Here is a 23486-nt window from a genome sequence, read left to right on the forward strand (position 1 = left end):
GTTTGCTACGGGACTCCGAGGTAGGTTGGGCCATGAGGGGTATAAAGGCCTTTCACCAAATGGCCTTCTCTCTGGAATACATCATCACTTAGTAATCCTCTTCAACGTCTTTTGGTTGATTTTACGTTATTTGCATATGTTTGTCAAGAGGAAGGCCTGGCTTTTGTTTATTTCCTTCCCTTCTCTTCCTCCATTAACCTTATGCTGTCCTCCCTTACCTGGTTCCTTAAATCCTTTGTCTGGGGAAAGCTGTCACAGATTTCATTTCCATAGGTTAAGTTTAGATCATATTCTAGGGGAAGCCAGTAGCTGGTACCTCCCTCATTGTGCTGTATCACAGTTTCAATCTTATCAAGGGCTTTTACCAGCTTTGCTTCTTTTGTCTGGCATTCTAACAATTCTTCAAAAAGAGAGGTAAAACGATCAGAAGCCGCCTTTGGCAATCTGGCTAATAAGGAATGAATGGCTTCTTCCTCTACTGCCTCATCATTGTCGGTTTTTACAAAGGCTGGAATATCTCCGGTCACTGCCTCGCCCCAGTCATGGATGAGGCACATGCGAATCACCTTATTCATATCCAGGTCTTTAAAGTCCGGCTCCATTAACATAGCAAGAACCGCCAGCCGCCAGGTGTGCTCTGCTACACTTTCCTGGCGTCCGGAGGTTGTCCAGTTGTGCCTGGTATTGCATTTTAACGTTTCTATCAATCCTAAAAACTCAATCAATTCCTTTGGATTCATCGTGCCTTTTCATTTCCTTCCCGATTCGTTTGTTCTCTACAATTATAGCACGATCCACCATACAGCTCCACAATATCTTCAATAATTAACAATCCGATCGGACCCATAATAAAGCCAAACAGACCAAAAAGCTGAAGTCCAACAAACATAGACGCCAGGGTTTCCAGAGGCGTTAGCCCTACCTTTCCTCCCATGATCTTTGCTTCCATCACTTCTCTTATGAAATAACATATGATATAAATGACAATCAGGCCGATACCATATACCCAGTTTTTCCCCACCATAGCGGCAATCGCCCAGGGAATTAAGACAGTTCCCGTACCAAAGATAGGAAGGGCATCTAAAAAGCCGATTCCAATTCCAAGGAGGATAAAATACGGATTTCCCATGAGAAACAGACCTATAGAGCAAATGATCATGGTGAAAATCATAATGGTGGCCTGAGTCTTTAACCATGCGCTGCCGACCGACATTAGCCGGTTTCCAAGCATGGCATATTCATAGCAGAACATGGAATTGTCTCTTCTGGTTCTTATATCATCCATTTCCTGAAGTGTTAAGATGGTGGCAATAAATAAAATGACAGTCAGAATAGTTACCTGTACCAGCCATTTAATAATGCTCATCGAATTTAACATGACAAATGACATGGCTCTGCTTTTTATTGCGGCTTCTCCGCCTGATATAATATCCCGCACCACCTTAAGGAGATATCCGTCAGGCAGCTTTAAAAACTGCTCCGCAAAGGTGCAGTTTTCTGTCAGCCAGGCATCGATGCTCCTCATAATCTGGGGAAGATTCTGGAATAGAAGCTTGGCCTCCATTGTAAGCTTTCTTCCTCCGGCATATAGAATAATCCCGAATACGATCATGAAAAGAATGATTTCGATTCCGCCAATGACTGCAAGGGGAATGGAAATCACTTTTTTCTTTATGGTAAACCGGGTCTTTCGTTCGATCCAGAGGGCGGAAGGACGTAAGGACAATGCAAATACATAGGCAATCAAAAAGGGAATCACGAGGGGCAGCAAATAGCGAAAACTCAAATACACTGCCCCCGTAACTCCCAATATTAATAATGTTTTCTTCAGTTTCCTGCTCGGTTTCTCCATGGACTCACCTGTTTCTGTTTTGTACTTCTTTTGTACATTGACTAGTATGAGCGTCAGGACTTTAAATTATTCAGATTTGAAATTAGTAAAAAATTCCTCATGAAAAAGAATTTTTATAAGGAGAAAAGGTCAAACATTTCTCCTTTTGGTTTCACAGTAAATGTCATCTTTTTGCCTGTTACAGGATGGGTTATGGTAAGGCTGGATGCAAACAAAGCTACATTGGTCCGAATGCCTTTTTGCTGAAAACGAGGGTTGTACTTTTGGTCGCCCCATAAAGGTGTTCCGTGTCCTGCCATCTGTACCCGGATCTGGTGATGGCGTCCTGTTTTCAGTATGATTTCAAGAAGGCTTATTTCCTCACCTTGAAGGTCTTTGTTATCCACAATCTTAAAATCAAGTTCAGCTGCTTTTGCACCTTTTATCCCCTTTTCCACAATCTTGGAACAATTGTTTTTTCCGTCTTTCCACAAATAATCCACGTAGGTGCCAAAGTTTTCCACAGGTTTTCCACATACGACAGCATAATACATTTTCTCTGTTTCGTGGCCGGAAACCTGCCTGCTTAAAGACTCTGCGGCATTTTTTGTTTTTGCATAAACCATGACGCCGCCGACCGGTTTATCCAGCCTGTGGATAACACCCACATAGGGCTCCCCTGATTTTGGGGATAAGGTGTGGATATGTCTCTTTACTTCACTGACCATATCCGGTTCAAAGGATCTGGCTGACTGGGATTCTATTCCCACCGGTTTTTCCACGATCAGGATTTCTTTGTCTTCATATAGTACATTTAAATTCATATTTTTTTCTATTCCTCTTTTTCCCAGGCTTCCATCATGGCCTTTACAGAGCGGCTCATTTCCACACTGAAATCACTATTCCATTTTCTTTTACAAAATGCGTTGACCCAGGCCTTAAAATCCGGTTTTTCTCCCTCACTGTAGATAAGCTCTTTTTCAAATTCTTCCGGACTTTGGCGGCGGTATGTATTTTCAAATACCACACATTCCTTGCGCTGTCGGGCAGGCTTTATTCTCTCCTTTTGCTGTTCCGTTGGATATCCGAATACGACCATTGCCGCAGGGACCGCATATTTGGGCAGACCCAACAGCTCTTTATGAATTTCATAATTTTCTATAATATCCCCAATATAACAGGATCCGATTCCCATGGACTGAGCGGCTACTACAGCATTCTGGGCTGCGATTAAGGCATCGTCTACAGAAAGCATAAGATCACCAAGGCCAGGATGTCTCACTTTTTCCACATGGCGGCAAAACAGATCATACCATTTCTGATAATCTGCTACAAACACAAGGACAAGGGGCGCCTTTGCAATAAATGGCTGGTGATCGCAGGTCTCAGCCAAGCGGTCTTTTATCTCTTGATCTGTTACATTTATGATGGAGTATAAGGTCATCTTACCGGCTGTTGGAGCCCGTAAGGCTGCTTCCAGGATCAAATCTTCTTTCTCAAGTTCAATTGCTCTATCTTCGTATACCCGCACTGATTTTCGTTCAGTTAATTCCCTGATTGTCTCATTCATTATAGCCTTCCTTTCTATACCGAAACATTTGTCATCTTTTTATTATATTAAATATCTAAGATACTCGCAAATAGATTTCAAAATAAATACTTTGACATTCAAAAAAACTCTTGCAAATTTCAAACAGGAAGTGTATAGTATATAAATATAGATTACATAGTATTAATAACTACATTATATATTTTCATTAACTAACAAGGAGGAGATATCATGAACATAAAAATCAAGGATCCAATGAGCGCACTGACCCATTTCATTGCTATGATACTGGCAATTTTGGCTGCAGTCCCATTACTTTATAAAGCATCTTCGGCCGGAGCTCTTCATATTACTGCTCTTACAGTCTTTATCACGAGTATGATTTTACTGTATGCCGCAAGCACGACCTACCACACTTTGGATATCTCTCCAAAAGTCAATAAACTCTTAAAGAAAATCGATCATTTTATGATCTTTATCCTGATAGCTGGAACCTACACTCCTGTTTGCCTGATTGTTCTGGGCGACAAGACTGGATATGGTCTTTTGGCACTTGTCTGGGGAATTGCAATTACCGGAATTATTATTAAGTCCTGGTTCATCATGTGCCCCAAGTGGTTTTCCTCCTGCATCTACATTGCCATGGGCTGGGCTTGTGTCCTGGCGTTCAGTAAGATTACTCAGGCACTTTCTCCTGCTGGATTTGGCTGGCTCCTTGCGGGGGGCATTATTTATACCGTTGGAGGAGTGATTTACGCCTTAAAGCTTCCTATCTTTAACTCCAGGCACAAAGGCTTTGGCTCCCATGAAATATTCCATCTCTTTGTCATGGGCGGAAGCTTCTGCCATTACATGCTGATGTATCGGTTTGTTGCTTAATAATAGGACCGTCAGATTCTCAAGTCTCTCCTGGAATCTGGCGGTCCTCTTTTTGTGCTTCCATAACCAGCTTAAGCTTGTCCTTTCTGGACATCTTCTTTATGGCGGCTTCCCGCTTCATGGCCTCTGCCTTTGATTCAAACTCCTCGTAATAGGCAAGAAGCACCGGTCTTCGGGCTTTGGTATACTTTGCACCTTTGCCCTCGTTGTGGGCCTTTAATCTTTTTTCCAGATGGTTTGTCCATCCGCAGTAGAGCGTATTATCCGCACACTGTAAAATATAAGTATAATTCATGCTTACTCCGTAAAAGATATATTATGTAAACGGTAATAACGCCTTGCAATCACGTCACTACCGCCCAGGCTAACCTGTCATCTATCTAAAGCACCAGCTGGATGCGTTTTGGCGCCATCGATTGGTTGATACCATAGCTGAGCTATAGTATATTATATAACAGGACAAACCGTTATGTGAATAACATTCTTTATAGTACCCTGTTTTTTTAGATTCATTCTTTTTTTACGCAGCGATGCCAGGCAGATTATATAGATTCTGCCTGGCATCCCATTTTAAGACAATTCTTTTACTAAAATCAAACGATCTCCCGGTTTTACTGCTTTTTCCGTTAAACCATTGGCTGTCATAATGGTATCAATGGTGGTATGGAACTTTTTGGCAATTTTCCAAAGGGAATCTCCAGGCTGAACGATATAGCCAACGATTCCAGGAAGTTTTTGTAAATTATTTAAATCCATAGGCGCATCCGTAGCACTGGTGATGATCTGCTCACAGATTGGCTGAAGGGCCAGTAAGTCAAGGGAAATGGTAGATTTGATCTCTACCGTGCCTCCGCCCATCATAACTGCACTTAACTGCTCTAAACCGGAGTTCAACTGGTTAATGGTATCAGCATTGATTCCAGGAGCTTCAATTAAGTAATGGAACGGAACATCTTCTACGGCTGACTGAATGGGCTGGGAATCATCAGAGGTCAAGAAAAGAAGTCTTACCTCTAATACACCTTCTACATGAAGTCCGTCTTCCTTGACTTCCGTATCATCAATCTTTACGGTTCCATCGCTGTGACAGATCTGGAGAATCCTGTCTGCATTGTCAAGTACCACCTTCTCTACAATCTTACATTTGCTCATGTTCTTGGTGAGAATCTTATCAAAGCATGCCTCTCCTGTCTGCAACGTCAGCTCACGGTTGGTGGAATATAAATCGCTTAACAGCTCCATACTCTCTTCCCTGTAAAGCTTCATATCAAGCTCCAGAACAGCGTCGAGATCCATCTCCCGCATTTCTCCGTCGGCATCTGGTTTTGCTTCCATATCTTTATGAATGAGATGTACGGTCACACTTGGAACCATATCATCGGTTACATCTGCCATATCAAGCTCACCGGAAAATGGAATGCTCTCCTCCAGCCACTGAATGGGAGCACCTTCTCCTTCTCCCTGATAAATCAAAAAGACCATCAGTTCACCGTCAAGCATCATTTTGCCATTCATTGGTCTTGTGCTGACGCCTCTCAGCCTCATCTCACTCCATAAAATGTGATCGATGTTTGGCTTGTTTCCTGACAGCGTAATATTTTCCTTAATGCGGAATGTGTCCTTATGACGAAGAGCGGTAGCCGCCACATCTACATTGCGGCGGAGCGCCTCAACCTGAGGACAGTCAGAATATCCGCTTCCCGTGTCCACTTCTACGGCAGCGTCAACGTCATAGGCAGTCTCCACCTTGACCTGTAGTGTTACGATAGCCTTCACACTGATTTTTCTGGAGTTAATAATTCCGGCATTTAAGTCTTCTAAGTCCCAGGAAAGCGAAACCACATCCTGTTCTTCCAGACCAGGTACATTAATCGGCTCCTCAAAGCTGATGCTTCCGGAAAGGGTCTGAAGTCCGCCTTCTGCTCCCCGGTAGAGGATTGTGAAATCCAGTTTGCCCCTTACGGTGACTCTCTCAGTCTGGGTTTTCACGGATTCGATTGTAATTTCGCCGGCACTTAAAATAATCTGGTCCACATCATCCATGGTATCTGGAACAATAAAATCATCATCCAGAGTTACCTGGGATGTGGCATTTCCTTTCCAACGATTCATATGTATGTTTTTCTTCAAAAGCTCCAACATAAAACAGCACCTGCCTTACCTTCTTTATTCCTTTAAGAAAGTTTATGCAGGTGCATGTTTCAATATACTTTTTTTATACCTAATGAATGACTTCTAATGATTTGACTCATCGCCGTCATTATTTTTATGCTGAGAAAGCTCTTTTTGAAGCTCCGTAATGGTTTGTTCCATGACTTTGAGCCGCTCTTCCATGCGGCAATAGGATTCCATGGTGACTTCTTCCTTCTCTTCCTTAGGAATCGGAACACCAAGAATCTTGATGGGCCGTGCTGGTATGCCCACTGCGGTCATATTCTTTTCCAGAGGTTTTAATAATACCGCATTGGCTGCAATGGTACAGTTATCTCCCACATCAAAGGAACCTAAAATCTTAGCACCTGCTCCCACAGTCACATTGCTTCCAAGGGTTGGGTGGCGCTTACCTTTATTTAGTCCCACGCCTCCTAAGGTGACGCCCTGATAAATGGTACAGTTATCGCCCACCACAGCAGTCTCTCCGATTACCACGCCGCAACCATGGTCAATCAAAATCCCATGGCCCAGCTGGGCTCCGGGGTGAATTTCTATTAAAGTAAAAAATCTTGCCATCTGAGAAATAAACCTGGCAATGAAAAATAATTTATGACGATAAAACCAGTGTGCAAACCGATGCCAGATTAGTGCATGGACTCCCTGATATAAAAACAGTACTTCCAGTGAATTTCTTGCTGCGGGGTCCCGTTCTTTCACCGCCTTAACATCAAGCCATATGTCTTTTAATATCATATAACCCTTCCTCTTCTCCTACTGTTGACTTCTGTTTTAGGTAGTATATCACAGGACGGCACAAGAAAAAAGAAAAATTTTAAAATAGCCGCTCTGCAAGATCAAAAAGCAGAGCGGCTAATCTTTTTTATTCCTTATTGAAACACGACTGGGAGCTCCGACATCTCAGTTTTAATGACGATAAACGGATAAGAGGCGTCTGTCGCTGTGACTTCTCCCTTTCCCGGACCGATGAGTTCTGTTCTTAAAACAATGGAATTGTCGGTGAGATACAGATCATTGACGGAAATGCTGAAGCCTCCGCTTGGCTGCTGTCCATAACCAACTACTATGTAAAGATTCTGGTCATCGCTGTAGGTCAGCTTAAAAGGTGATTGCTGCTTCTGTGCAATAATATCCTTTAATTCCTGAGGGATATCGGTATCTGGTGTTACGGAAAACTCCATATCCTTTACTTTGTTACTGCTGCCTCCTTTTCCAAGGCACCCACTTAGTGTAAACGCAACCAATCCTACCAGAATAAATCCCAGGCAAATCAGCCGTTTTCTGATTGACAATTTTTTCATGACACATTCCCCGATTTATTGATTATTACAATCTATATGGGGAATGTGCCTTTTTTATGAAAACTTTACGCCTTTTTTCCTACCGGAATCCAGATCTGGCTGACATAATCCTCTTTGGAAGGATCTCCCATGGAATACCATTCTATCTGAGGTCCGTCCATGATCTCATATCCGGATGCCGGAAAGAACTCAGTAAATATCCGTTTCCATACCTTTTGCTGACTCTCCGGTAATTTACCCACGCACTCAAAAATCACGTAGGTGGCTGGGGGAATCATAAGTTCTTCCATACCTTCTTTCAGAGGCTGGTCAGAACCCGTGGCAATATAGTAATCAAATTCATCATCACTGCAGTTTGCACACACACCAAGGCAGGCAAAGTCTTCCTTGTCATTGAGTCCCAACACTTCGTCGTACCGTCCATCTTCCGATAACCGGTCCCACATATCCAGTACTCGTTTGAAATTTTCTCCACCCGTAAGAGGGACCCGCTCCTTATAACCGATGACACGAAATCCTTCCAGTTCCTTCACATAATAATTCATAGCCTCTACTCCTTTAATGGTTATTTCAAATGAAATGCGGGAATAGGATTTTATCTTTGCCCCGGGCTTTTTCACTTCACTGGGATTCATTCCATGCATGGCATGAAACGCCCTGGCAAAGGAAACCGGAGATTCATATCCATACTTAACTGCCACGTCTATTACCCTGGTATCTTCTGTTAGAAGCTCGATAGCAGCCATGGTCATCCGCCGTCTGCGAATGTAATCCCCAAGTGACACGTCTGCCATATAGGAAAACATTCGCTGAAAGTTAAAGCTGGAGCACAAGGCTATTTTCGCCGCTTCTTCCACCTTGATCTCTCCTGTTAGATTGTCTTCAATATATTGAAGCGCTTCATTCATCTTACCAAGCCAGTTCATCAAATCCCTTCCCCCTCATCTGATATGACCTAAGAATAGCAGAAGCCGGGAGAATGCTCCCGACTTTTTATGCACAAAAAAGTGCCCTTATATTTTTATTTACCTGCAATGGCCTTATACTGCTCCGGTCTCCGATCCCGGAATAAGCCCCAGTTTCTTCTGTCCTGTTTGATCTGATCAAAATCATAGGTTTCCAATAAAACTCCCTCTTCATCCCTGCCCAGTGACTTTAATAACGCACCGGTGCTGTCCGTTAGAAAGGAGGAACCATAGAATTTTAGAGAAGAACTTTGGTTTCCATTTTCTTCACAAGGAGTGACTATTTCCTCTCCGATCCGGTTAGCCGCAACGACAGGCACGATATTTGAAGCCGAGTGGCCCTGCATACATCTTCTCCAATGCTCCATGCTGTCGCATTCCAGAATCGGCTCACTTCCAATAGCAGTCGGATATAAGATGATCTCAGCCCCTAAAAGAGCCAGACATCTGGCTGTCTCCGGGAACCATTGATCCCAGCAAATGCCGATTCCAATGGTGCCATATAAGGTATCAAAGACTTTAAAGCCGGTATCTCCCGGTGTAAAGTAAAATTTCTCCTGATAATAATGGTCATCGGGAATGTGGGTCTTTCTGTAAATCCCCAGATTTTTTCCGTCCCCATCAAGGACTGCCACGGAGTTATACATGGTATTGCCGGAGCGCTCATAAAAGCTGATGGGAAGCACCACAGAAAGCTCTTTTGCAATGGATGCAAAATGAGCGATGGCAGGATTTTCTTCCACGGTGGTTGCATAATCATAATATTCATACCGCCGTTCCTGACAGAAATAAAGGCGCTCAAACAGTTCAGGAAGAAGAATTACATTGGCACCCTCTCCTGCTGCCTGCCTGACCAGTTCTTCTGCCCTGGCTATATTCTTATTGATGTCCTGGCAGCATTTCATCTGAACCGCTGCGACTGTTACCTTTCTCATGCACGTCTCCTTTTGGAATCTGCTGGGTGATGCAGTGAATGTTGCCTCCCCCTACTATAATATCTCTTGCAAATATGGGATAAATCTTTCGTTCTGGAAAACAATCCCCTAAAATCTTAAGAGCCATGGAATCATTCTCATCTCCAAACTGAGGAACAATGACTCCCCCGTTTGAAAGGTAGAAATTCACATAGCTGGCGGCCAGACGTTCTCCTGCCTCTCTGGTATCCTCTCCCGGTTCAAAGGTGAAGCCACAAAGCTCCTCCGGTTTGATGCAAACAGGCTCTTTGGGAATAGGAAGCTTATGGACGATAAAATGATTTCCTCTCGCGTCTGTCTCCTCTTTCAATACCTTTAAATCTGCAAGAGACATTTCATACTGAGGATCGCTCTCATCATCGGTCCAGGCTAAAATTACTTCTCCAGGGAGGACAAAGGCACAGACATTGTCCACGTGCTCATTGGTTTCATCCTGATAAATTCCGTATGGAAGCCAGATGATTTTCTCTGCTCCCAGGTAATTTTTAAGCTGCTCTTCGATCTCAAGCTTCGTTAAGGAAGGATTTCGTCCCGGGCTTAAAAGGCAACGCTCCGTAACCAGTATGGTTCCCTGCCCATCGGAATGAATGGAGCCTCCCTCCAGAACAAAATGTCTGGCATCGTAGGTTTCATAGCCATAGACGTCCAGGAATCTGGCTGCTAAAAGCTCATCCTTTTTCCAGTCCGCATAAAGTCCGTCATATTCACCGCCCCATGCGTTAAACTGCCAGTCAACTCCCCTTACCTGTCCACCATCATTCTTTACAAAGGTAGGGCCTGTATCCCTAGCCCAGGCATCGTCAGACTCCATAAGAACCACCTCGATCCGGTCAGAGAGCATCTCCCTGGCAGAATCTATTGTCTCTTCTTCTGCCAGCATGATCACATGCTCACTGTCTGCAATGGCCTCTGCAATCTTCACAAATGCCTTTCTGGCTTCTCTGGCGTCAAAGGGCCAGGATCCCGGCCTTTTCGGCCATATCATGATACAGCCGTCATGGGGCTCAAATTCTCCTGGCATATAAAATCCGTCCTCTGCCGGAAGACTTGTCAGTCGTTTCATCATTCTTATCCTCTTACTTTATGGTCTTAAGACAATCTGTTCTTAAAATCTTCGTATCCAAACTCTTTTACCACACGGCATTCCCCAGTCTGATCCATAACAGCAATGGAAGGGAGGGGCATCCCGTTAAAGGTATTATTTTTCACCATGGAATAGATGGCCATGTCCATAAAATAAAGCTTATCCCCCGGTTTCATCTCCTGGTCAAAGGAATAATCCCCGATTACGTCTCCAGCCAGACAGGTGCAGGAAGAAAGGCGGTAAGTGTAGGCCTTCTCTCCTGGTTGTCCGCTGTCCTTAAGGGGCGGACGATAAGGCATTTCCAACACATCCGGCATATGGCAGGAGGCAGAAGCATCTAAGATCAAAGTCTTTATTCCATTGTCTACCACATCCATAACCTCTGTTACCAGATATCCGGCATTCAATGCTACCGCTTCTCCTGGCTCTAGATAAACTTTAACCCCATACGTTTCCTGCATGTGTCTGATACAGGATTCCAGAAGCTCTAAATCGTAATCCTCTCTGGTAATATGGTGTCCGCCTCCCATGTTAAGCCAGGAAAGGCCCTTTAAGTATTTCCCAAATTTTTCTTCCACCGCATCCAATGTCTTTTTTAAGTCATCAGAGTTCTGCTCACATAAGGTATGAAAATGAAGGCCGGAAAGATAAGGCAGCCATTCTTCCTTAAAGTTCTCTGCCGTAACTCCAAGTCTGGAGCCCGGAGCACAGGGATCGTAGATGGCATGATCTTCCTGAGTGGAGCATTCCGGATTGATCCGCATGCCCACACTCACTCCTTCTAAAGAATCCTTGTGCTTCTCCAGCTGAGAAAAGGAGTTAAATATCATATGGTCACAGATCTTAACAAGCTCCTTTAAATCCTCTTCCTTATAAGCAGGAGCAAACACATGATTTTCCAGTCCCATCTCCTCTTTCCCGAGCCTGGCTTCAAACAGTCCACTGGCCGTGGTCCCGTCGATGTATTTCCCAATGAGCGGGTATTCCACAAAGCAGGAAAATGCCTTCTGGGCTAAAAGAATGGTACAGCCGGTATTGTCCTTCACCCGCTTTAATACCTTTAAATTCTCTTCCAGTTTCCCTTCATCAACCACATAGCAGGGAGTCTTTAAATCTTCTATTCTCATCACTTATTCCGCTTTCCATACTGTAACCGTTTCCGGGTCTTCACAAACCACCCATGGGAGGCCCCATTTGTTTAATGCCTCCATGTATGGATCTGGATCGAACTCTTCCACATTGAATACGCCAGGCTTTCTCCACTGTCCGGTCACTAACATCATGGAACCGATCATAGCTGGAACTCCGGTGGTATAAGAAATGGCCTGAGACTCTACCTCTTTATAACATTCCTGATGGTCACATACGTTATAGATATAGATGGTTTTTTCTTTCCCATCCTTGACTCCAGTGAAAATACAGCCGATGTTTGTCTTACCAACAGTTCTTGGTCCCAGAGACGCTGGATCTGGTAACAGAGCCTTTAAAAACTGAATGGGAACGATCTCCTGTCCATTAAATTCAATGGGAGAGGTAGAAAGCATGCCTACATTCTCCAGACATTTCATGTGTGTTAAATAGCTTTGTCCAAAGGTCATGAAGAAACGGATCCGCCTTACTCCAGGGATGTTCTTTGCCAGGGATTCGATCTCCTCGTGATGGAGTAAGTACATATCCTTTTCACCAACCTCCGGGAAATTATATTTGGATTTAAACTCCATGGGCTCCGTCTCTACCCAGTGACCGTTCTCCCAGTAAGAGCCGTTTGCAGAAACTTCTCTTAAGTTGATTTCCGGGTTAAAGTTGGTCGCAAATGGGTATCCATGGTCGCCGCCGTTGCAATCTAAGATATCAATGGTATGAATTTCATCAAAATAATGCTTTAAGGCATAAGCGGAATATACACTGGTAACGCCTGGGTCAAATCCAGTTCCAAGAAGAGCGGTAAGTCCAGCCTGTTCAAAGCGTTCTTTATAATCCCACTGCCAGGAATAATCAAAGTAAGCGGTAAAACCAAGGTCCTTACAGCGTTTCTCATAGATTTCACGCCACTGAGGATCATCGGTATTTTCCGGCTCAAAGTTAGCAGTATCGATGTAGTGGACTCCTGCCTTTAAGCATGCATCCATGATGGTTAAATCCTGATAAGGAAGAGCCACATTTAAAACAGCATCCGGATTGTAGGATTTGATCAGCTCCACTACCTCATCCACATTGTCAGCATCGACCTTTGCAGTCTCTATTTTAGTGCTTGTCTTTCCTTCCAGCTTTTCCTTTAAGGCATCACATTTTTCCTTGGTTCTGCTTGCGATACAGATGTCTGTAAACACCTCGCTGTTCTGACAGCATTTCTGAATTGCTACAGAGGCAACGCCTCCACATCCGATAACTAATAATCTGCTCATTCTTTTTCCTCCTCTTCCAGTAAATCTTCCACATATTTTGGCAGCATGAATGCTCCCATATGAAGATTCGCGGTATAATACCAGGTCTCTATTTTTAATTTTTTCCAGTTTTCCGGTTTAAAATCGTTGATTGGGTGATACTTTTTTGATGCAAAACCAAAGAGCCAGTAGCCAGACGGGCAAGTGGGAATATGAGCCTGGTACACCCGGCTGATGGGGAAGGAACGGTATACCTTCCGGTGCATGCTCCGGCATGCCTCCTCATCTTCATCATAAAAGGGGCTTCCATGCTGATACACCATGATTCCATCACTCTTTAACGCCTTATAACAGCTGCCGTAAAATTCCTTGGTAAACAGCCCTTCCGTATGACCAAAGGGGTCTGTGGAATCGTTGATAATCAGATCGTATTCCTCTTTTTTATTTCTTAAGAATCGCAGACCATCATCATAATAGACCTTAACCCTTGGGTCCGCAAGCCCGCATGCCACCTCAGGAAAGATGTCCCTGCAAACGTCTACAAACAGCTTATCCGTCTCAACTACATCTATGGATTCAATGGAAGGATACTGTAACAGCTCCTTGGCTACGCCGCCGTCTCCTCCACCGATGATCAGCACACGCTTCACGCATGGGTGAACTGCCATGGGAACATGGGTCACCATCTCATCGTATATAAATTCATCCTTTTCTGAAAAAACAATGTCTCCGTCTAAAGCCACGAATTTTCCAAATTCCTGTGACTCAAACACATCGATTCTCTGATATTCACTTTCTCCGGAAAAAAGCTGCTTGTCAATCCGGACAGAAAGCTTCACGTTTGAAGTATGCAGTTCAGAAAACCATATCTCCATCTTTCCCACTCTCCTCTCTCCATGGAAGTTTTATTATTTTAGTACCATCAGATGTTCCACGGCCGGATCTTCCGTTCCCTGCATGGAGCATCCCTTTTCTTTTGCGTAAATGATATATTCCACAATTTCCTCTGTGATTCTCTCCCCTGGTGCTAAGATGGGGATTCCCGGAGGATAGCACATAACAAATTCTCCGCTGATTTTCCCTGCGGCTTCTTTTACAGGCACCGATACCTTACTGGAGTAAAATGCCTTCTGAGGAGAAATTTCCACCTTGGGTGCTATGTATTCTCCTGAGAGCATTCCGCTCCGGTCCTTTTTATAAAGACGTTCAATGTCAGCCAGAGCACCTACAAGGCGCTCAATATCCTGAATCCTGTCCCCGATGGAAATGTAAGCCAGAATGTTGCAGATATCTCCAAATTCAATCTGAATATCATATTCATCTCGAAGCAGGTCATAAACCTCTATGCCGGCAAGACCGATGCCAAGGGTATAGACAGAAAGCTTTGTCACATCATAATCAAAGATGCTGGTGCCGTTGATTAAATCTCTTCCATACGCATAATATCCGCCGATGGAATTAATCTCTTCCCTGGCATACTCTGCCATTTCTACCACTTTTTGAAAGGACTCCTCTCCGCGGAGAGCCAAATTCCTTCTTGAGATATCAAGGCTTGATAATAAGAGGTAGGAGGCGCTTGTGGTCTGAGTTAAGTTAATGATCTGGCGGACATAATCCCCGTTCACTCCCTCATTGATCAGGAGCATGGAGCTCTGTGTCAGACTTCCCCCTGATTTATGCATGGATACTGCCGCCATATCTGCGCCTGCTGCCATACCGGATACAGGAAGTCCTTTCCCAAAGTATAAATGGGTTCCATGGGCCTCATCAGCCAGCACTTTCATTCCGTGGGCATGAGCCAAGGTTACGATGGAACGCATATCAGAGCAGATTCCGTAGTACGTGGGATTATTAACAAGAACTGCCACTGCATCCGGATTCTCCATAATAGCCTTCTCCACCTGGCTGATTTCCATTCCAAGGGAAATGCCTAAGGTGCTGTTTACTTCCGGGTTTACATAAACCGGAATTGCTCCGCAAATAACAAGTGCGTTAATGGCACTTTTGTGAACATTTCTCGGAAGTATGATTTTATCTCCTGCCTTACAGACAGATAAAATCATGCTCTGAACCGCTGAAGTGGTACCGCCTACCATTAAAAATGCATCGGCTGCTCCAAAGGCTTCGGCTGCCAGCTCTTCTGCATCACGGATGACGGATACCGGGTGACATAAATTATCAAGGGGCTTCATGGAATTTACATCAAGCCCTACACATTTTTCTCCCAAAAGCTGAGCCAGTTCGGGGTTTCCCCTTCCCCTTTTATGCCCAGGCACATCAAAAGGAACCACCCTTTTCTTCCTGAATGTTTCCAGCGCTTCATAAATCGGCGCTCTTTTTTGATCTTCTTTGTTCATACGGCAATTTACCTCTCCTTCGTCACATTCTTGGGAAGCGCCTTTTGGGGCGTTTTAACACACAAAAAAGGCAGGTGACCGTACATCACCTGCCTGAAAATCTCATGAATGATTATGGAAACGGGCATGAAGCCCTCCAATATTTTCATGACAATTATCGTTTTCGAGTCTACATAGCAAATATATTGTCCCTGCTATTATTGATCGTTTCACAAGATGATGTGCATTTGCACTGATTATAAAGTAATCAACTTATAAAATTTGAGCTTCTAACTCAATCAATAATGTGGTTTCCCACGCTCGGCAGCCGACCCGCCTGTCCGTCTGGGCTTAACTTCAAAAGAAGTGGTCGATATTTGCATGAAAACGATAATGTCTCTTCATACTGGGAAAAAGAATAACATATTTTGCAGTTTCATGTCAACAAATTTTTTATGAATTTTTGTTTAGAATGGAAACAGCCGCTGACTGAGAACGTCTACTATTTCTCAGACAGCGGCTGATCCTCTACCCATTTTTTCAAGAATTCTTTTTACTGCACATCTGCAAACGATGTTGATACTTTTCCTTGGTGGCTAGGCCGCCCCTGATGTGGCGCTCGGACTTGTTAATGTCCAGGATCACCCTGGCCCGGGCTGCCAGGGATGGATTGATGTGTTCTAAGCGGTCCGTTACATCTTTATGTACCGTTGATTTGGAGATACCAAACTTCTTTGCTGTCTGCCTCACGGTCGCATGATAGTCTATGATGTAGTTGGCGATCGCAACCGCGCGTTCCTCAATATATTCCTTCAAGAAAATCCCCCTGCTAGGACGTTTTTACATACTTATGCAGGTTGTGTAACAAGTATGAATGGGTTGTGATGTATTTCTTAAATCAAATCAAAATCTTTTTAGATCTTTCAAAAAAATTCCATACAATTCCATTTATTCCAGCTAAATACTAAGGGTAAGAATAAAGGGGGAGGCCGGAAGACCGCCCTGACTGAATAAGAGTCCTTTCGAGGGAGCATTGGAGTAAGCGTAACGAAGGACTTTAGGCTCTGCCACTTCCCTGCTCCATAAGGTAACAGAAGTTCCTTTTACGTAACCTTCCGCCGGGTAATAGATTCCGTCCGCTCCTGCCAGGGAAAATGCTTCTAAACCAGTTCCATTCCTTACAATCATATCCTTACCTTCATGAGTTTCAAAGGAAAGCAGAACACGGCCCTCTGACACCTGATAAGAACGTACTTTTGGTCCGAAGTACTCCACAGGCTCTCCATAGATCATGCCTCTTACTGCCAGGGAAAGTCGTCTTGCCACTTCCTTTTTATTTAACGGGTGAAGGTCATTCCACTCCCCAAGGTCAAGATTCACGGTCACAGCTACATCGGGCAGTCCGGCCGCCTGGGACTGGGCGTGCCTAAGCTTTGGCCAGGCCTCTGAATCCTCCAGAAGATCAATGGAAAAACCAGGAAGCTGGGCTACTACAAAGGGAAGCTTATCCTGCTTCCAATTCTCTCTCCAGTTTAAGATCAGGCGTCTTAAAAGGTCCTCGTAGGTATCGGGACTGCTGTCATTGGATTCTCCCTGATACCAGAGTACCCCTTTTACAGTATATGGAAGACATGGAGCCACCATGGCATTAAAAAGTCCTGTAGGCTTTCTGTTTATAAAATCCATCTCCGGGGCTGGGCCGCACCGAAAGCCAATCCGGTATTCCCATGTCCCTTCCAGATCAATCCTGTTATCCTTTGTAAAAATCTGGTATATTTTTTCCGGAGTCACCCGGCCTTGTCCATGGTCACAGACCAGGCGGATGGTGATTTCATTCTCCCCGTTTTTTAAAAGGCCCTTTGGAATCTCATATTTTCTTGGAGGATACTGATAGCCAGTTTCACCTACTAAGACTCCGTTAATATAGGTTCTGTCACTGTCCACCATGGTGCCGAGCCACAGTCTGGCTGATTCTCCTGCCATAGTCTCAGGAACCATAAACCGTCTCCGAAGCCAGATGCTTCCACAGAAATCCTCAATTCCTCCATCCTTTAAAAAGCCTGGGAGATTGATTTCCTTCCACGGCTCCAAGCTGCCTTCACAGCCCTTGTCATGCTGATCGATGTTTTCATGCCACTCTCTTTGCAGTCTTTCATTTTCTGCCATGTGGCTTTTCACAAATTCCTTGTCCTGAAACTTCTTTAAGGTACCAAGGGCCTGAGGATAGGACTGAAGCGCCTCTAATCCCATCCATGCCTCTGCCGGTGTTCCGCCCAGACTTAAGTTAATAAGGCCCACAGGCACTTTTTTATCCTCCAGAAGATATCTTCCAAAGAAATAGGAAACCGCCGAAAAGCTTCTGATGGTCTCCGGAGAACAGGCCGACCAGGAGGCCTCCCTATGGTCATCTAAAGGGCCGTCAAAGTCGTAATGCTCCTTTACCTTATAAAGCCTGATATAAGGTCTCTCCGGCCGGTTCAATTCCTCCGGATACTGATCTTTCACTCGTTCCATGGGAAGCTCCATATTGGACTGACCAGAGCAAACAAATACCTCTCCCACATACACCTCTTTGAGACGTATGATTTCTTCTGTTTCAGACCGGATGGTCAGAGTAAAGGGGCCTCCCGGGTTTAGGTCTGAAAATAAAAGCTGCCACTCCCCCTTATCATCTGCCCTGGTAAAGATTGTTTTATGCTGGAATTCTACGGCCACTCCCTTTAAAGGAGCTGTTTTTCCCCATATCCTTGTGCTTTTTCCCTGCTGAAGCACACAGCCTTCACTGAATATTTTAGAAAGGCAGAGGGGCCTTACGGCCCCCCTCCCCTCTGCCTGACTATTCAAGGATTCTTCTCTTTCTATCATTCTCTCACCTTAAATCCTTCTTTTGTTAAATGCAGCACGCTTCAAGAACCACCTGATCTGCTGCTGTCACTGTCATACATTCCGGAACCTTACCTGTCAGCTCCATGCTTCGTGCATCTGGCTGCTGAGTTCCTGTATACACCAGATAATCTCCCTGGAAAAGAACCAGATCACCCTTTTCGTCTCTAAGTCCAAAGGAACGGTCACTTAAGGTAAGTGCCACCTCTTTTTCTTCCCCAGGATTAAGCTCAACCTTTTTAAATGCCTTTAGCTGAGCATTTGGAGTATCAGGATGACAGGACTTTACGTAAACCTGTAAGGTCTCAGCCCCTTTCATGGTACCTGTGTTCTTAAGAACCGCCTTTACCGTTATGGCTTCTCCTTCCACTACCGTATTCTGGCTCAGTGACACGCCGCTTACTGTAATATCAGTATAGGATAAGCCGTATCCAAAGGGATAGAGGGCATCCTGCTTCATATAACGGTAGGTTCTTCCCTTCATATCATAATCCCTGAAATCAGGAAGCTCTTCTGATGTCCTATAAAAGGTCACCGGAAGCTTTCCTTCTGGTGAATACTCTCCAAATAAGACAGAGGCCAAAGCTCTTCCACCCTGTGCTCCCGGATACCAGCCTTCCAAAATAGCCGGAATATGTTCGTCTGCCCAGGTAACTGCAAGAGCGCTGCCGGATAAAATCACTAATACCACTGGCTTTCCGCTCTGATAGATTTCCTTTAATACCTCTTCCTGAAGTCCTGGAAGTGAAAGATTTGGCTTATCACCGCTGGCAAACTCATTGCCCTCATCTCCTTCTTCGCCTTCCAGACTGGAATCAAGACCCATGCAGGCAATGATTACATCGCTCTCTTCACAGACTCCCTTTACTTCGGAAATACGGTCATTTTCCTGGCTAAGACCGCTGACCTTGGGCCTGCAAAGATGGCAGCCTTCGGAGACCATGACACGAACGTCCTCACCCAGATAATCCTGAATGCCTTCTGTTATGGTATAGTATCTGGAAGCAGTGCCCTCATAATTACCCACCAGTGCTTTTCTGTTATTGCTGTTTGGACCAATGATGCCAATGGTCTTTATCTTGTTCTTATCAAGAGGCAGAAGGTTATCCTTGTTCTTAAGAAGAACAAAGGACTTTCTGGATGCAGTGAAATTAAGCTCCTTGTGCTCTCTGGTATCATTATCTTTATATGTAATCTTGTTAAATGGAATCTTCTCCTGCTCGTCAAATACTCCAAGCTTTAACCGGGTCATCATGAGGTTTTCCACGGCTTCATTTAACCGCTCCTCTGAAACCATTCCCCGATTCACTGCCTCAGTTAAGTATAGGAACAAGCTGCCGCAGTTTAAATCACAGCCGTTTTCCATAGCCATTGCCACAGATTCCACGGCAGATGAAGTCACCTTATGGTGTTCATGGAAATCCTTAATCGCCCAGCAATCGGAAACCACATGGCCCTCAAAGCCCCAGAAATCTCTTAAAATATCTTTTAACAGAGTTTTGCTTCCGCAGCAGGGTTCTCCATTGGTCCGGTTGTAGGCGCCCATGATGGCCTCAACCTTTCCTTCCTTTACACAGGCTTCAAAGGCAGGAAGATATGTCTCAAACATATCCTGCTTGGAAACCACAGCATCAAAGGAATGGCGTTCTTCCTCTGGTCCGGAATGAACCGCAAAATGCTTTCCGCAGGCAGCCACCTTTAAGTAATTATCATCGTCTCCCTGAAGTCCCTCAATAAAACGGACGCCCATACGGGAGGATAAATAAGGGTCCTCCCCAAAGGTCTCATGTCCCCTTCCCCAGCGCGGATCCCTGAAAATGTTAACGTTAGGAGACCAGAAGGTAAGTCCTTTGTAAATATCCGTATCTCCGCATTTTTGCTGCAAATGGAATTTAGCCCTTGCCTCTGTGGAAATAACATCTGCTACCTGGTTTAATAAATCCTCATCAAAGGTAGCTGCCAGTCCGATGGCCTGTGGAAAAACAGTGGCCACTCCGGCCCTTGCCACTCCGTGAAGTCCTTCATTCCACCAGTTATAAGATTTAATCCCCAGTCTGGGAACTGCTGCCGCTCCGTGAATTGTCTGGGAAACCTTTTCCTCCAATGTCATTTCTGCTACCAGTTCTTTTGCTCTCCTGCGGTATTCTTCCAATTTTTCTTTATTCATGAGATATGCCCTTCCCTTTACTTATAATGATGCGATTCTGGCCATTCAGCCATTTTCTGTAATCCCATCATAGCATTCTATAAAAAACAAGACATCTCATTTCTTGCTTCGATTTAAGCACATATTGCTAATTATTTTTTAATTCTTAACAATGGCCTGATATCGGATCTTACGATAGTCGCTGGGAGAGCAGTTCTTAATCATCTTAAAGGTGCGGTTAAAAGCGCTGATGGATGAAAATCCAGCACCCATGGCAACCTCAGTAATACTTAACTCCTTGGTATGATAAAGAAGTTCTTCCGCCTTTTTCACCCGTTTGGAATTTAAGTATTCATAAAATGTCATATTCATATACTGCTTAAAGATTCTGGTAAAATGATACTTGGAAAATCCTACGATCTGAGCTACTTCTTCTAAATTAAGATTTTCCATATAATGCTTGTTGATGTAAGTGCAGGCACTCATTACAGCCTCCAGATACTGCCTCTCCTTGGTGGATTCCTGAATTCCGGGAGAAACGTTTTTATAAACTTCATTTCTTCCCAGTTCCACATAAATCTCAATCAGAGCTGCATATATAGAAGCTTCCCGAAAGGTACTGTTATCCCGGTACTCTGTAATGATCTTATCCAGTTTCTCCTTAAAGAAACTATGAAGTCCATCTCCCACTTTCTTTTTAAGAAGGATAACGGGAGGCATCATAAACAAAAGTGTTTCCATTTCCCGAAGATTATGAAGCAATGTAGTATCGAACTGAAGAATATATCGTTCGCCCTTAGAAGGCGCTCTTAAGGAATGGATCACACCAGAATGAATCAAAATAATATCCTCAGGTTCTAAATAATAACATTCCTCACCAACAGTAACTTCATAGTCTCCCTGTGACGGCATAATGATCTCAATCCCCACATGCCAATGTTTTGGATAATCCTCCTGCTTACCATTCCGGTATAGCTGAAGCCCCATGGGACACTCATAATTTATGGTTTCATGCATTCCATTTAATATTTTGATCATATTTTTCCCTCTGTCTTAACCTTTAGTCCTTATGCAAAATTCTGAACAAAACAGGATGCTTTTTCTCATCTCATTGTTTATTTTATCTGATTTTCTCTTTTAATACAATCTATTTTCATGTCTTTTAGACCTCTCTTCCCGATTCTATTCCTTACTGGTGCATACAAAATTCCATTGACTCATCCGTCAATTCCAACTATAATTTAATGTGGTGTTACATAATTATTCCCAAATTTGACAAAAGAAGGAATCTACTTAATTTATAGAGAAAAGACTGCCATTTAGTCTGTTGAGGTGAAAGAATTGATTTATCTTCCTATAGAGAAATTGACCGAAGGTATGATACTAGCCCGTAATATCCCTGGGACAAATTCAATACTTCCATTTATAGTTGCCGGTTATCAGCTAAGTGACCGCATCATCATACGCCTTAAAAATATCGGGGTTCAGGGTGCCTATATCCATACGGCACTGACAGAAGGAATTGAGCCCGTGGATTTTGTTGAACCTGAATTAAAAGCCAAGATGCTGACCAGCATCCGCAGTACCTTTGACCAGAGCTTAAAGAAAATGACCATACAATCCAGTATGCAAAACTACCGCGACCTCACCTCCGTGGCTAAATCAGTGGTAATGAATATTTTAAATATGGATAAATACCTGTTTCAGATGATTGATATCAGGGATTACGATAATTATACCTACTCTCACAGTCTGTATGTGGGTATATTAAGCGTTCTCTTAGGACGTTTTATTGGATTGTCCCTGGACCAGCTTAACGACCTGGCGCTGTGCGGACTCATGCATGACTTAGGGAAAACCGATATCCCTCTGGAGATCACCAACAAGGCCGGCCCGCTAAGTGACGAAGAATTTGAGATCATGAAAAAGCATCCTGATCTTTCCTATGAAAAATTAAGCAGCTGCAAGCTATTTTCTCAGAAGGTTCTTCAAGGCATCCGCGCTCATCATGAAAAATACGACGGAACCGGCTATCCCTTTGCCCTAGTCGGAGACAGCATTCCTCTTTATGCCAGGATTCTGGCAATCGCAGATGTCTACGATGCCTTAAGCTCCACAAGACCTTACCGGAAGGCATGGCCTCCCAAAAAAATATTCGATTATTTGACCAGCCGGTGCAGCTCTCATTTTGACCCGGATCTTTTAACCGCCTTCCTCCAATGTGTATCTGCATACCCGATCGGCACGGTTGTCCATCTAAGTGACGGAAGCACGGCAGTCGTCAAGGATAATACCCCAGGCTTTACTCTGCGGCCTATCATCCGCTTTATCGCTCCTGCTGCAAAAGCCGGACAAGAGGTGGATCTTTCCATAGAAGCATTAAATCTCACAATTCTTGATGATAAGGACGATTAGCAGTTTATCAATAGCTCTATAGAGAATGAAAATGCGTCTTGATATGGCCAGCTAAAAAGAAGCCATTTCAAAACGCATTTTTAAGTTAACTGTCATTCTGATTGCATATATGGAGAAAGAGAGCTTCGCACCCTTCCAAAACATCTTCATAGGTTGTATCAAAATCTCCGGTATACCACGGATCTGCAATATCTCTTGGCCTTTGCCCGTAATCCAGCAGCCGGCTTACTTTGCCTTCCGGATCACTGCCGAATATTCTCATCATGTTAGTTATGTTCCGTGATTCCATTCCAACAATATAATCGTACTTGTCATAATCATTTCTGGTGAGTTTCACTGCCTGCTTTCCCTCTACGGAAATCCCAAACTCACCCAGCTTCTTTCTCGTTCCAGGATGCACCGGGTTTCCAATCTCTTCACTACTGGTGGCCGCAGAAGCGATAGAAAATAAGTCTTCCATGTTTCTGTTTTTCACAAGATCCTTCATAACAAATTCCGCCATAGGGGAACGGCAAATATTGCCCAGACAGACGAATAGTATTTTAGTCATTTATCTTTACTCCTTTT

At 44.0% G+C, this 23486-nt stretch carries 22 protein-coding genes and 1 other annotated feature (1 of these 23 only partly in view); of the genes, 2 read left to right on the forward strand and 20 right to left on the reverse strand.

Annotation, left to right across the window (positions count from 1 at the left end; genetic code table 11):
- Window positions 1-114: a binding site (T-box leader), on the reverse strand (it extends 97 nt beyond the left edge of the window).
- Between the two features lie 53 nt (window positions 115-167).
- From T546_RS0120575 to T546_RS0120590, 4 genes are all read right to left on the reverse strand, one after another.
- Window positions 168-740, reverse strand: coding sequence for an HD domain-containing protein (locus T546_RS0120575; RefSeq protein ID WP_026893242.1), 573 nt, complete (start codon window positions 738-740; stop codon window positions 168-170).
- On the reverse strand, window positions 737-1852 hold the full coding sequence (locus tag T546_RS0120580) for an AI-2E family transporter (protein WP_026893243.1): 1116 nt from the start codon (window positions 1850-1852) through the stop codon (window positions 737-739). Before T546_RS0120580 ends, T546_RS0120575 begins: the two co-directional genes overlap by 4 nt.
- Before the next feature lie 113 nt (window positions 1853-1965).
- Window positions 1966-2655, reverse strand: a complete 690-nt coding sequence (locus T546_RS0120585; RefSeq protein WP_034600132.1) for an RluA family pseudouridine synthase — start codon at window positions 2653-2655, stop codon at window positions 1966-1968.
- Window positions 2656-2663: 8 nt separating this feature from the next.
- On the reverse strand, window positions 2664-3401 hold the full coding sequence (locus T546_RS0120590) for a nitroreductase family protein (RefSeq protein WP_026893245.1): 738 nt from the start codon (window positions 3399-3401) through the stop codon (window positions 2664-2666).
- 210 nt (window positions 3402-3611) lie between these two features.
- Between T546_RS0120590 and trhA the strand changes: the two genes are divergently transcribed.
- A complete protein-coding gene (gene trhA, locus T546_RS0120595) occupies window positions 3612-4259 on the forward strand; it encodes a PAQR family membrane homeostasis protein TrhA (RefSeq protein WP_026893246.1) in 648 nt (215 codons plus the stop codon).
- 19 nt (window positions 4260-4278) lie between these two features.
- Here trhA and T546_RS0120600 read toward each other — a convergent pair whose 3' ends face one another.
- The 15 genes from T546_RS0120600 to T546_RS0120675 all read right to left on the reverse strand — a co-directional run bounded on the left by T546_RS0120600 (window position 4279) and on the right by T546_RS0120675 (window position 21542).
- Window positions 4279-4554: a GIY-YIG nuclease family protein gene (locus tag T546_RS0120600; RefSeq protein WP_026893247.1), complete on the reverse strand. Its 276-nt coding sequence runs from the start codon at window positions 4552-4554 to the stop codon at window positions 4279-4281.
- Window positions 4555-4829: 275 nt separating this feature from the next.
- Window positions 4830-6401: a DUF3794 and LysM peptidoglycan-binding domain-containing protein gene (locus T546_RS0120605; protein ID WP_034600141.1), complete on the reverse strand. Its 1572-nt coding sequence runs from the start codon at window positions 6399-6401 to the stop codon at window positions 4830-4832.
- Window positions 6402-6494: 93 nt separating this feature from the next.
- A complete protein-coding gene (gene cysE, locus T546_RS0120610; RefSeq protein ID WP_026893249.1) occupies window positions 6495-7166 on the reverse strand; it encodes a serine O-acetyltransferase in 672 nt (223 codons plus the stop codon).
- 134 nt (window positions 7167-7300) lie between these two features.
- Window positions 7301-7732, reverse strand: coding sequence for a protease complex subunit PrcB family protein (locus tag T546_RS0120615; RefSeq protein ID WP_026893250.1), 432 nt, complete (start codon window positions 7730-7732; stop codon window positions 7301-7303).
- Between the two features lie 65 nt (window positions 7733-7797).
- Window positions 7798-8658 carry an AraC family transcriptional regulator gene (locus T546_RS0120620; RefSeq protein ID WP_026893251.1) on the reverse strand — a complete coding sequence of 287 codons (861 nt, stop codon included), beginning with the start codon at window positions 8656-8658 and terminating at the stop codon, window positions 7798-7800.
- A gap of 95 nt (window positions 8659-8753) precedes the next feature.
- On the reverse strand, window positions 8754-9632 hold the full coding sequence (gene aguB / locus T546_RS0120625; RefSeq protein WP_026893252.1) for an N-carbamoylputrescine amidase: 879 nt from the start codon (window positions 9630-9632) through the stop codon (window positions 8754-8756).
- Entirely contained in the window at window positions 9577-10734 is a 1158-nt protein-coding gene (gene aguA / locus T546_RS24120; RefSeq protein ID WP_051630007.1) for an agmatine deiminase, read from the reverse strand. The genes aguB and aguA overlap by 56 nt, the downstream gene beginning before the upstream one ends.
- Before the next feature lie 26 nt (window positions 10735-10760).
- Window positions 10761-11882 carry a carboxynorspermidine decarboxylase gene (nspC, locus tag T546_RS0120635; RefSeq protein WP_026893253.1) on the reverse strand — a complete coding sequence of 374 codons (1122 nt, stop codon included), beginning with the start codon at window positions 11880-11882 and terminating at the stop codon, window positions 10761-10763.
- Between the two features lie 3 nt (window positions 11883-11885).
- Window positions 11886-13160 carry a saccharopine dehydrogenase family protein gene (locus T546_RS0120640; RefSeq protein ID WP_026893254.1) on the reverse strand — a complete coding sequence of 425 codons (1275 nt, stop codon included), beginning with the start codon at window positions 13158-13160 and terminating at the stop codon, window positions 11886-11888.
- Window positions 13157-14014 (reverse strand): polyamine aminopropyltransferase, encoded by an 858-nt coding sequence (gene speE / locus T546_RS0120645; RefSeq protein WP_026893255.1) that lies wholly within the window; start codon window positions 14012-14014, stop codon window positions 13157-13159. Before speE ends, T546_RS0120640 begins: the two co-directional genes overlap by 4 nt.
- A gap of 33 nt (window positions 14015-14047) precedes the next feature.
- The gene (locus tag T546_RS0120650) at window positions 14048-15496 is read right to left on the reverse strand and encodes an aminotransferase class I/II-fold pyridoxal phosphate-dependent enzyme (protein ID WP_026893256.1); all 1449 of its coding nucleotides are present in this window, start codon (window positions 15494-15496) and stop codon (window positions 14048-14050) included.
- A 519-nt stretch (window positions 15497-16015) separates the two neighbouring features.
- Window positions 16016-16291, reverse strand: a complete 276-nt coding sequence (gene spoIIID / locus T546_RS0120660; protein ID WP_024838232.1) for a sporulation transcriptional regulator SpoIIID — start codon at window positions 16289-16291, stop codon at window positions 16016-16018.
- Between the two features lie 141 nt (window positions 16292-16432).
- Window positions 16433-18340, reverse strand: a complete 1908-nt coding sequence (locus T546_RS0120665; RefSeq protein WP_051630006.1) for a sialate O-acetylesterase — start codon at window positions 18338-18340, stop codon at window positions 16433-16435.
- Window positions 18341-18365: 25 nt separating this feature from the next.
- Entirely contained in the window at window positions 18366-20525 is a 2160-nt protein-coding gene (locus T546_RS0120670; protein ID WP_026893258.1) for a glycoside hydrolase family 3 C-terminal domain-containing protein, read from the reverse strand.
- Between the two features lie 138 nt (window positions 20526-20663).
- Window positions 20664-21542 (reverse strand): helix-turn-helix domain-containing protein, encoded by an 879-nt coding sequence (locus T546_RS0120675; RefSeq protein WP_026893259.1) that lies wholly within the window; start codon window positions 21540-21542, stop codon window positions 20664-20666.
- A gap of 294 nt (window positions 21543-21836) precedes the next feature.
- On the opposite strand from T546_RS0120675, the gene T546_RS0120680 reads away from it, so the two are divergent.
- The gene (locus T546_RS0120680; RefSeq protein ID WP_166429843.1) at window positions 21837-22919 is read left to right on the forward strand and encodes an HD-GYP domain-containing protein; all 1083 of its coding nucleotides are present in this window, start codon (window positions 21837-21839) and stop codon (window positions 22917-22919) included.
- An 85-nt stretch (window positions 22920-23004) separates the two neighbouring features.
- Here the strand turns inward: T546_RS0120680 and T546_RS0120685 are convergent, their stop codons facing one another.
- On the reverse strand, window positions 23005-23469 hold the full coding sequence (locus T546_RS0120685; protein WP_026893261.1) for a low molecular weight protein-tyrosine-phosphatase: 465 nt from the start codon (window positions 23467-23469) through the stop codon (window positions 23005-23007).
- Between the last annotated feature and the right edge of the window lie 17 nt (window positions 23470-23486).

Source organism: [Clostridium] aerotolerans DSM 5434, from assembly GCF_000687555.1.
Taxonomy (GTDB): Bacteria; Bacillota; Clostridia; order Lachnospirales; family Lachnospiraceae; genus Lacrimispora; species Lacrimispora aerotolerans.

Excerpts from the sequence above, each read along its gene's own strand:
- T546_RS0120665 (WP_051630006.1), bottom strand. The coding sequence starts at position 18,340 with ATGATAGAAAGAGAAGAATCCTTGAATAGTCAGGCAGAGGGGAGGGGG.
- aguB (WP_026893252.1), bottom strand. The coding sequence starts at position 9,632 with ATGAGAAAGGTAACAGTCGCAGCGGTTCAGATGAAATGCTGCCAGGAC.
- T546_RS0120620 (WP_026893251.1), bottom strand. The coding sequence starts at position 8,658 with ATGAACTGGCTTGGTAAGATGAATGAAGCGCTTCAATATATTGAAGAC.
- T546_RS0120605 (WP_034600141.1), bottom strand. The coding sequence starts at position 6,401 with ATGTTGGAGCTTTTGAAGAAAAACATACATATGAATCGTTGGAAAGGA.
- T546_RS0120600 (WP_026893247.1), bottom strand. The coding sequence starts at position 4,554 with ATGAATTATACTTATATTTTACAGTGTGCGGATAATACGCTCTACTGC.
- nspC (WP_026893253.1), bottom strand. The coding sequence starts at position 11,882 with ATGAGAATAGAAGATTTAAAGACTCCCTGCTATGTGGTTGATGAAGGG.
- T546_RS0120585 (WP_034600132.1), bottom strand. The coding sequence starts at position 2,655 with ATGAATTTAAATGTACTATATGAAGACAAAGAAATCCTGATCGTGGAA.
- T546_RS0120590 (WP_026893245.1), bottom strand. The coding sequence starts at position 3,401 with ATGAATGAGACAATCAGGGAATTAACTGAACGAAAATCAGTGCGGGTA.
- T546_RS0120575 (WP_026893242.1), bottom strand. The coding sequence starts at position 740 with ATGAATCCAAAGGAATTGATTGAGTTTTTAGGATTGATAGAAACGTTA.
- T546_RS0120640 (WP_026893254.1), bottom strand. The coding sequence starts at position 13,160 with ATGAGCAGATTATTAGTTATCGGATGTGGAGGCGTTGCCTCTGTAGCA.
- T546_RS0120615 (WP_026893250.1), bottom strand. The coding sequence starts at position 7,732 with ATGAAAAAATTGTCAATCAGAAAACGGCTGATTTGCCTGGGATTTATT.
- T546_RS0120650 (WP_026893256.1), bottom strand. The coding sequence starts at position 15,496 with ATGAACAAAGAAGATCAAAAAAGAGCGCCGATTTATGAAGCGCTGGAA.
- T546_RS0120685 (WP_026893261.1), bottom strand. The coding sequence starts at position 23,469 with ATGACTAAAATACTATTCGTCTGTCTGGGCAATATTTGCCGTTCCCCT.
- cysE (WP_026893249.1), bottom strand. The coding sequence starts at position 7,166 with ATGATATTAAAAGACATATGGCTTGATGTTAAGGCGGTGAAAGAACGG.
- T546_RS0120580 (WP_026893243.1), bottom strand. The coding sequence starts at position 1,852 with ATGGAGAAACCGAGCAGGAAACTGAAGAAAACATTATTAATATTGGGA.
- aguA (WP_051630007.1), bottom strand. The coding sequence starts at position 10,734 with ATGAAACGACTGACAAGTCTTCCGGCAGAGGACGGATTTTATATGCCA.
- trhA (WP_026893246.1), top strand. The coding sequence starts at position 3,612 with ATGAACATAAAAATCAAGGATCCAATGAGCGCACTGACCCATTTCATT.
- T546_RS0120670 (WP_026893258.1), bottom strand. The coding sequence starts at position 20,525 with ATGAATAAAGAAAAATTGGAAGAATACCGCAGGAGAGCAAAAGAACTG.
- T546_RS0120675 (WP_026893259.1), bottom strand. The coding sequence starts at position 21,542 with ATGATCAAAATATTAAATGGAATGCATGAAACCATAAATTATGAGTGT.
- speE (WP_026893255.1), bottom strand. The coding sequence starts at position 14,014 with ATGGAGATATGGTTTTCTGAACTGCATACTTCAAACGTGAAGCTTTCT.